This is a genomic window from Pedobacter folensis (assembly GCF_056490665.1).
In genome coordinates, this window is the sequence record NZ_JBWJIF010000004.1 from 349,831 (window position 1) to 358,881 (window position 9,051).

Annotated in this window: 6 protein-coding genes; 2 read left to right on the plus strand and 4 right to left on the minus strand. The window is 36.9% G+C overall.

The window, feature by feature from the left end:
- Positions 1-14 precede the first annotated feature (14 nt).
- A complete protein-coding gene (locus AC04QZ_RS21200; protein WP_086547867.1) occupies positions 15-389 on the minus strand; it encodes a hypothetical protein in 375 nt (124 codons plus the stop codon).
- A gap of 381 nt (positions 390-770) precedes the next feature.
- Here AC04QZ_RS21200 and AC04QZ_RS21205 point away from each other — a divergent pair, with 381 nt between their 5' ends.
- On the plus strand, positions 771-1,514 hold the full coding sequence (locus AC04QZ_RS21205; protein WP_057933128.1) for a LytR/AlgR family response regulator transcription factor: 744 nt from the start codon (positions 771-773) through the stop codon (positions 1,512-1,514).
- Positions 1,515-2,172: 658 nt separating this feature from the next.
- Positions 2,173-2,922 (plus strand): sensor histidine kinase, encoded by a 750-nt coding sequence (locus tag AC04QZ_RS21210; RefSeq protein WP_478359367.1) that lies wholly within the window; start codon positions 2,173-2,175, stop codon positions 2,920-2,922.
- On the opposite strand, the gene AC04QZ_RS21215 is transcribed toward AC04QZ_RS21210, so the two are convergent.
- The 3 genes from AC04QZ_RS21215 to AC04QZ_RS21225 all read right to left on the minus strand — a co-directional run bounded on the left by AC04QZ_RS21215 (position 2,919) and on the right by AC04QZ_RS21225 (position 9,039).
- Positions 2,919-5,717: a lantibiotic dehydratase gene (locus AC04QZ_RS21215; protein ID WP_478359368.1), complete on the minus strand. Its 2,799-nt coding sequence runs from the start codon at positions 5,715-5,717 to the stop codon at positions 2,919-2,921. The two genes, AC04QZ_RS21210 and AC04QZ_RS21215, sit on opposite strands and share 4 nt — an antisense overlap.
- Positions 5,718-6,025: 308 nt before the next feature.
- On the minus strand, positions 6,026-8,026 hold the full coding sequence (locus AC04QZ_RS21220; protein WP_478359369.1) for an OmpA family protein: 2,001 nt from the start codon (positions 8,024-8,026) through the stop codon (positions 6,026-6,028).
- Positions 8,027-8,037: 11 nt separating this feature from the next.
- Positions 8,038-9,039: a PorP/SprF family type IX secretion system membrane protein gene (locus tag AC04QZ_RS21225; RefSeq protein WP_086547871.1), complete on the minus strand. Its 1,002-nt coding sequence runs from the start codon at positions 9,037-9,039 to the stop codon at positions 8,038-8,040.
- Positions 9,040-9,051 lie beyond the last annotated feature (12 nt).

A 9,051-nucleotide genomic window follows, 5' to 3' on the forward strand; every position in this document is an offset into this window, starting at 1 on the left:
TCTATTATAGGTAGTTAGTTTTTTAAATTGTATTGATTAAATACCGAATTTGCAGTGATAATAATTTGATCTAAACTTTGTTTATCAAAAAAGTTTCTGTTCAACATATCAACCATGTAAGTTAATTTATTGATATCAGTTGCCCGCATGGTAAACTGAAAACTTTTCATGCCATCTTTTATGGCTTGCTGAACGTAATTACGTACAACTAAAAAAGATTTTCTGAATGCGTATTCGCCATCTAACTTGCCTTTAACAGGCTTCTGTCCGTCAAGATTGCTATACTCATTTTGCATTCTCTGGTACATATCTGCGTTGATTCCTTGATTTTTTAGAATCCCCTTGTAGTAGATTTTATTAAGTAAATACTCGTATTCGTTGTGTTTCATGTGGAGGCTTGGTAGATGTAGGGGGAATATTTCTTTGCTTTTCGGTAATTTATCTTTTTTAGTTTTTAATAATCTTTAACCCAGTATTGTATGGCCTGTTTTTAATTTTATTATCTACAGGCTACACAAGATTGGGCAGGCAGATGTTTTTCACAACTAGTAGTTTTCACTGCTAACTGTTTTTGTTTTTGGCAAACAGTATAAAGATTATAAAAAGAAGGGGTTCGGATAATTTTTTTACATCAACTACCCAGAATATTACACGAAACCCAGGTTTTTTTTAGACGAAACCCTGGATAAGTTTTTTTAGTGCTATTGTTAATTCAATTCATTTTTATTTAACTTGCATTCAAATCAAATAAAACAAACATATTTATACTCATGAATCTAAAATGCGTTGTTATAGACGACGAGCAACATGCAATTGAAGTATTAACTGACCACATTGCGGAAATGCCTGGTTTAACAGTTTTTAAAACCTTTACCAGCCCTGTCCAGGCACTTACAGAGATAAGTATCGAGGACGAAATTGATTTATTGTTTATGGATATTGATATGCCAGGGATCAATGGATTGGAGCTGGCTAAAAATATCAGAGAAAAAGCAAAATATTTGATTTTTACTACTGCGCATCCTGATTATGCCTTGCAAGCATTTGATGTACAATCAGATCAGTACTTATTAAAACCTATTTCCTTTGCAAAATTTGCATTAGGTATTGACAGGATTTTAAAAAAGGAAGCAAATAATACCAAAGTGAGCACGAAAGAAGCTGATCAGGTAGCGGCACTTTATATTAAAGGCGACCATAAATATGCTTTTTCTAACATCGCTATTGATGAAATACTTTACATCAAAGCGCTACAGAATTATATACAGATTATTACTAAATCTGAAACCCACACTACCTACCTTACCCTGAAGGAAATTGAAAAGGCCTTAGAAAACCACGCATTTATCCGTGTTAATAAATCGAACATTGTTGCTAAAGCGGCAATTAAAAAAGTAGATGGAAATATAATCCGTTTGGTAAATAACGAGATGATCCAAATTGGCGAAGGTTATAAAGAAGCTTTCTTCGCCTATGTACAGAGCAGTTTGTTAAAATCTAATCGAAATCAATAAACTACTAAAGGTCTACGATCCAGCTAGTCATTACTACTGTGTGGCTTTGGTCACCTGTAGGTGTAGTTGAATAATTATTTTGAGCTTTGATGTTTTTATAAACGAAAACAGTTTTTTTAGCTAGTTTAGTTGTGTTTTGAGCTTTCATGATATTTATATTTTAATGTGATTATTTATTGTTGTTATTAATTTCTGTAAAGATGCGGCGCAAAATTAACCTCAACTACTTTTTTACACAAAACCCCAATTTTAGGAGATAAAAACCCTATTTCAATAGATTTAAAGCGAAAAAATGACTTTTTCAATCCTCAAAACATTATATAAAAAATACAAACTCCACCTACTTATCTGGAGTATTTACATCATATATGAAGTATTTATTTTAGGTTATGCATCTAAACAGTTCAAACCACCAGGCATTTATCTTCTTATATATTTAACTAATATTTCTACTTTTTATCTTCATACATTTTTGCTCAAGAAAGTATTAAGTAAAAAAAATACCACACTCAGAATTGTAAACATTCTATTACTAATTGCTGCTATGTTAGTAACCTACATCGCAGCAAGTTATGTACTCCTTTTATTATTTCAAAAAATCGGGGTCATAGAATTCAACATGGCGAATTTTGTCCCTCGTGATTTCATACTTTCCTGCATGTATAGATCCTTATACTTTATCGGCTTTGCAACGGGTTATGTTTATCTAATCAAATCATTTCAAGATCAGAAGAAAGTAGAAGCTTTAGAACGACAAAACCTGGTTACCCAGATAGAGAAACAGGCTTTAGAGAATGATCTGGTTCAATCGCAAAACAATTATCTCCGCAGTCAGATCAACCCACACTTTCTTTTTAATACTTTAAACTTTATTTATAACGACGCCCGCAAAAAGGCACCCATGGCGGCAGATGCAATTATGAATCTGGCCGAAATGATGCGTTATGCACTAAAACGTCCTGAAGCATCAGAGATGGTTCCACTAAGTGAAGAAATTGAGCAAATTGAACACCTGATCAATCTCCATAAACTCCGAACGGCAAACACCATTAACCTGGAACTTGAAGTAACGGGCGATATGTTCGGATTAAGGTTTCCACCACTGATCTTATTAACTTTGGTAGAAAACATCTTTAAGCACGGAAATGTTTCGCACTCTACTCAACCTGCCCTGATTAAAATTGCTTACGAAAAAGATAGTCTAAATATCAGCACCATCAACATGATTAATGATAATAAAGGCAAACAGACCGAAAGCCATCATGTTGGAATTGACAATATTGGCAAGCGACTGAGTAATTTTTATGGCAATGATTATATCTTCAGGTATTACAAAGATCCCCTTAACCGTTATATTACCGAAATAGAGGTAACTGTAGTCAACCCGCTGGCCAGGTTAAACCGTTAAACTTTCATTGCATTTTGACGCTGAATATCTTTTAGCAGAAAATAGTACATGACCATTTCATGTGTTCGCTGGTCTTTGCTGAAAAGTCTGTTTACGTGCATATGCATTAAATCGGTTAATAGCTTTAGTGCATTTTCGGGCGCACATTGTTTAAGAATGCTGATAAACGAATCTGAAAATATGCCAAAGCCCTGCTCCTGCTCTGCTGTTAATGCTGTCCATTCTGTTTTACGAAACTCCTGATAGTGGTTGTTTAACTGCTTAAAATCAGCGGCATCTAACCGGTGTTCCTCATTAAAGTTATCAGACATTAACTTCACTATTTTCTGGATAGCCGGCTTATCCAGAATGTTGGATTCGATAATCTTTGAGACCAAAAGGCTACACCCTTTATATTTGTTAAAATCAACAGCCTGGGTTGCTAAAAGTGATAATACAAATTCGCTGTCCAGCTCAAAATGCTGCTCAACATCTTCAATCATATTATGACCATAACGCTCTAACTCACGCTTATAGGTTTTAATCTGCACATCGGATACCAGTCCTGAATTTATGAACAATTCCAGATCATCCATAAATTTTGAGGTTAACAGCTGCCCATCCATAGGATCGTTTAGCTGAACCCTAAACCTGATGTGGTTTCCATTTTCATTATAGCGGATAAAAAACCACGACTTGATCTGATCTGTATGATGGCTGAGGAAAGGTGCAATTACTTCTGTTAAAATCTGATCACTGCGCTGCTGGTGGCAATAAATTTCGAAATACAGCCATTCTTTGCCTGGCAGGAAAAATCGCGTTACCCCTGCGTTTGCAGCAGTTTTAGTTAAACCACGATAAACCTGTTCGCCATGCCCTATACTTAAAACAAACTGAGCAAAATAGGGTTTGGCTGCTTCATCAACCACGATACTGTTTTGAGGCAGTAAAGTTTCTTCAATGTAAGTACCGCCATGTTTTTGCACATATTGCAAAAAAGCATTTAAATCATCGTCGTTTTGCAAAGCAAAGCATAAAGTTTGATCGGATATACCCGCTTTAAAATATTCACTAACACCTAAACTGCACAGGTATGCTCTACAATCGGTAATGGATAGCCACTTTTGATCTGGTCCTAAGAGGGCTTCTTTTTTAATTTTCCATTTATTACTGCTTAAAACTATATTTTGATATTGTAACCTTGGATAATAATCCAGATCAGGGAAAATAGTATCAAGTGGGAAGGAAAGGTTTGTTTGTAAACCCTGATGTTGCAAATCGCACAGTAACCTAAATACAGAAAGATCTGAACGGGTGTAGTTATAGGCCGAAGCCATTCTCGGCACCAACCGTTTATTTAAATGTTTAGAGCGAAGAATAATCTCTGTGCCCCGAACTGAAATCTGTATATCATTTAAGGCAAGTGGCGATGCTGAGGTATCGAAATTTAAGATTGATAATTGATGTCCATAAATCAGTTTGCGCCGGTTTACATTATCTACATTGGCTTCTACCATGTAGGCCACATCAAAAAATAGTACTTCGGGGTTTGCCTGTTGTTCTGCAGCTGCAATATTTTCAGCATACTGTGCTACCTCATCGGCAGCCATTGTAAACCTTCCGCTTAAGGCATTTGATGTTGCTCCACCGATCTGTTCGATAAAAATCAAATCGTCGTGAACAGCCATTACCATGCTGAATGAATTGGGTAGCGATACTAATTTATCATTCGGCTTTAAGGCCAGTTTGTTCAGATAAACAGTTTTATCTTTTTCGAAGTTCTGCGCGGTCAGGTAAGTTTTTAATGCCGTTTTAATATTTTCGCTTTCCGCTTTTTTTGGCGGCTTATTATTGAAACGTGTGATAAACCCGCTGTTTTCACCGGCCTGTTCCAGCTCATCATAACCTACCCCCATTTCGGGATCTAGTGCCAATAAAAGCGGTACTTCCTGATCTTCGAATTTCTTTTTAAACCTGAGCTGAAACTGGCTCAGCGCATCACGATCTTTCGCAGGCATTATATCATGAAGCATATTGATCAGACCTGGAATAGCCTGAAATAAACGATCATTAATACCACCCGACAAAACGTTACGCTGTGCGATAAGATATTTTGGCAAGTCGGCTGTAGCGGTGAGGCCTAAACGTTCAAAATAATCATCACCTATAATATTGGGATCGTAGTTGGTAAAAACAAGCTGTAAATCGTGCATATCCTGCAGCAAAGCAAATAGGTTTTCGGTTTCAGCCTCATTTAAATTTAATTGTTTTACCAGATCGTTAAGCCTAACCGGTGTTAAGCAGGCCGCTAATATTTGTATTACAAAGTCGTCCTGATCTAACTCGGCCAGTTCGAAAACACCATCAGTACAGGCGATATAACGAATACTATTAGGCGTTAAATAATAACTAGTATTACTAAACAGGAGACAGTTTTTTTGCAGCAGTTCTGCAAATGGCAATTGAATATTATTCTTATATGGCCAATCAACCAGTTCGCGGAGCTTTTGGGTTTCTTCAATTACTATTCTGCTTTCAGATGGCTTAATGGCATCGTTTAATAAACTAAAACCAGCAAAAGTGCCGTAAGGGGTTGACCGGAATTTCGCACGGTTAAAATATTTCCAGATGGTAAAATAAACCTTAGGTGGAAGATCTTTAAGTTCGTTTGCTTTTACTTCTTTTATGGTTTCGTAAAAAGCTGCCGAAGATATGGATATGGCCAGTTTTAATTCCTCCCAACAATCTACCAGTTCGGATTGATATGAAAATTTAGGTGTTCTAAAAATTACAGTTGGTTGGATATTAAGCTTCATTGAATTTAAATGTCAGGGGAAAATTACAAAGATTAATTTAGATTATCAGTTTTCAGTTGGCAGTTTTCAGTTCACAAATCAGTTTCCGGTTCTGTGTTTACCATCTAAAATCAGCGGGATTACAAATCCGAACCTGCAATGATTAATTTAGATTATCAGTTTTCAGTTGGCAGTTTTCAGTTCACAAATAAGTTTCCGGTTCTGCGTTTATCATCTAATCAGTGGGAATACAAATCCGGACCAGCTTAATTAAAACAAAAAAGCCATCTTCTTTTTAGGAAGATGGCTCACCGGGATGTGATTATATTTTATTTTTTGGTTACTTTAAATTCTGTTCTTCTGTTTTTCGCCCTTCCTTCCGGATTATCTTTTTTCTTGCGTTTCACTACGATTTCATTAGGTGCAATCGGCATCGATTCTCCATAACCTTTTGAGGTCATTCTGGCCGCAGCAATCCCTTTACTTTCTAAATAATCGGTACAAGATTTTGCTCTTCTGTTCGATAGATCTAAATTATACTCATCTGTTCCGATGTTATCGGTATGAGAACCTAATTCAATTTCCATTTCAGGGTTATCTTCCATAATCGGGATCAGGAAGTCTAACACTTTTTTAGAAGGTTCGGTCAGTTCGGCACTGTTAAACTCGTAATAAACATTATCCAAAGCCATCGGAATACCCAATTTGAAAGGGCTTAAGCAGTAATCTTTATAAATCAAGGTATCTGCTTTTGCCAGTTCTTCGTAAGGATAGTTTTTAGTTACTGCGAAATAATTATCTTTTGCAAAAAGCAATTTAATTGGTCTTTTTGAATCTACTTTAAACCTGTAAATACCATCGCTACCAGTTGTTATTTTCTGTGGTCCTTCGGCATTGGTTAAAGTTACATCGGCACCTGCTAAAGGCAATTTAGTTTTACAATCGGTTAAAAGGCCTGCGATAGAAAGGAATTCTTTTTTCACTTCAAACAATTCTAAACAGCAGGATGATTCGCGATCGGAACTGATATAACCTTTTGTTCCTTTATCATCAGTTGCGGTAAAGTAAAGATCATCTTTTGATGAGTTGAATGGATAACCCAGGTTTTTAGGATTAGACCAGTTTACCAGATCGCCTTCTGATTCAAAGAAATCAAGACCACCGAAACCAACCCGTCCATCGGTACTAAACAATAACTTCTTGGTTAATGGATTGTAGTATGGTGCACGTTCGTCATCTTCGGTATTAATGGTTGGACCAAAATTTACCGCCTGACCTAATGAACCGTCTTCGCGCACGGCACAATACCAAAGATCGAATTTACCATAACCACCACTTCTATCTGATGAGAAAAGAAGGAACTTACCATCGCTGGTTACAAAAGGTTGTGATGAATTAAAATCTTTACTGTTTACCTGTAATCCAACCGGTAGCGGATCTGACCATTTATCGCCCGTTTTTTTAGCGCTATAAATCGCATATTTTTCTTTTTCTCTCCAGGTGGTAAAATACACAGTATTTCCGTCTGGTGTAAAGCTGGCCGCTGCAATCTCTACATTTTTAGGAAAATTAATATCAATCTTTTTTACAGCCACATCAGCAGCAGTTAATTCGCCTTTAGCTGAATAAAGGTTATTAATAAAAGGATTGGTTTTAGTGGATACCTGAACTTCTCCGGCATCAGTTTTAACCATATCTTTTTTACTTCCTACGGCAACAGGGCGCGATGAGGTGAAATAAAATTCGTTATTAATTTTAACAGGCGCATAATTAGATCCTAGGCCATTGACGTTAGCTGGCATTTTTTTGACTTGAACCATACGTGGAAAACGCATTTCTTCGATCGCAAATTTGCACGATTCGATTTCTTTTTGGGCATCTTTTACCAAAACATCACCAGGATTTTTTTGGATAAACTGCTGAAAGGCATCAATAGCCAGGTTAAATTTTTTGTTTGCCCTTAAGCTTTCGGCATAATAAAACAAGGCTTTTCTAAAACGTGTATTGGTAAAGGTTATCGCTACCCCATAATATTTTTCGGCCTCAGTAAATTCTCTGTATAACCTGCTAGATTCGGCCAGGTTATAAATCGATCCTTCATAATCTTCTATCACTTTATCATCAGTTGCCGATTTTCTTTCCTTACCATATGGCAAAATAACCTGGCTGCTATCGCCGGTAATTTTTAAGGCTTTTTTATAAAAAGTAGATGCCGCATAATAATCCTTATTTTCAAAATAAGTATCTGCAACCTTTTTATAATTTACCACATACTGAGCGTTTGCAAAACTGCCAAATGCCACTAACAAAAAGAGTAATATTTTTTTCATTTGGATTTCTATTATAAACGTGGACAAAAGAAGTTTGGACCAATAATTCCGTTACGGCCAATAAGTGATATGGAAAGTTCTAAACCACCATTACTGTTTGATGCACGATTGAAAGTAGAGGTATTAACATCATAACTTAATCCGAACACCATGTTTTTTAACTGAAGGCCCACAAAGGCAATTGCAGCATCTTTATTACGGTAGTTACCACCAAACAAAATGTTTGCTGATGGATTAACGTTAAGTTGTGCATAAGCCCCTAACGAAACTTCGTTTGTATTACCCTGATACATAAACAATGCGTTGGGTACGATATCCAATAACTCCGAAGCCTTGATCCGCGCACCGCCATGAGCCGTAAAACGAACAGGGATACGTGAGTTTGAACCAGAGAAACGATCGGTTGGGCGTGTTAAATGTGCTGCACTTGCGCCTAAGAAAACGTTAACACTTTTATTCGGGTTACCATCAAAGAACATGATCCCTGCATTAACATCCGGAACCAATGAAGACTGTGATGAAAGTGTTTCACCACTCATCATTCCACCATCATAACCCGAAATCGGATTAAACTGGTTGCCGAACCTGGCTTGAGAGAAATCGAAACTACGGTTAATAATCCCCGCCTGTAATCCAAAACTAATCATCTGTAAACCTTCGGCCCCAAACCTCAAACGGTACGAACCGGATACCAATGCCGACAGGTAGTTAAAATCTAACTCCCCTGCCCTTTGGTTTAAAATGGTTGCACCAAATGCGAAGTTCTTTTTTGGTGCCATGTCGAAGGAGGCACCACCTGTTAAGAAAGAACTGTTCAGTGCACTCCATTGTTGTTTAAAGTTTACCGTTGCACGGTAATCGCCGTCTATCACCCCGGTTAAGGCCGGGTTAAGGTATAACGGATTTGCATAATATTGTGAAAAATGCGGATCAGTTTGTGCAAAGGATTTAGCTGTACACAGCAGCAATCCTAGCACTGCAACATATATTTTTAAAGCCGATAGTATTTTCATGGTCTTTGATTT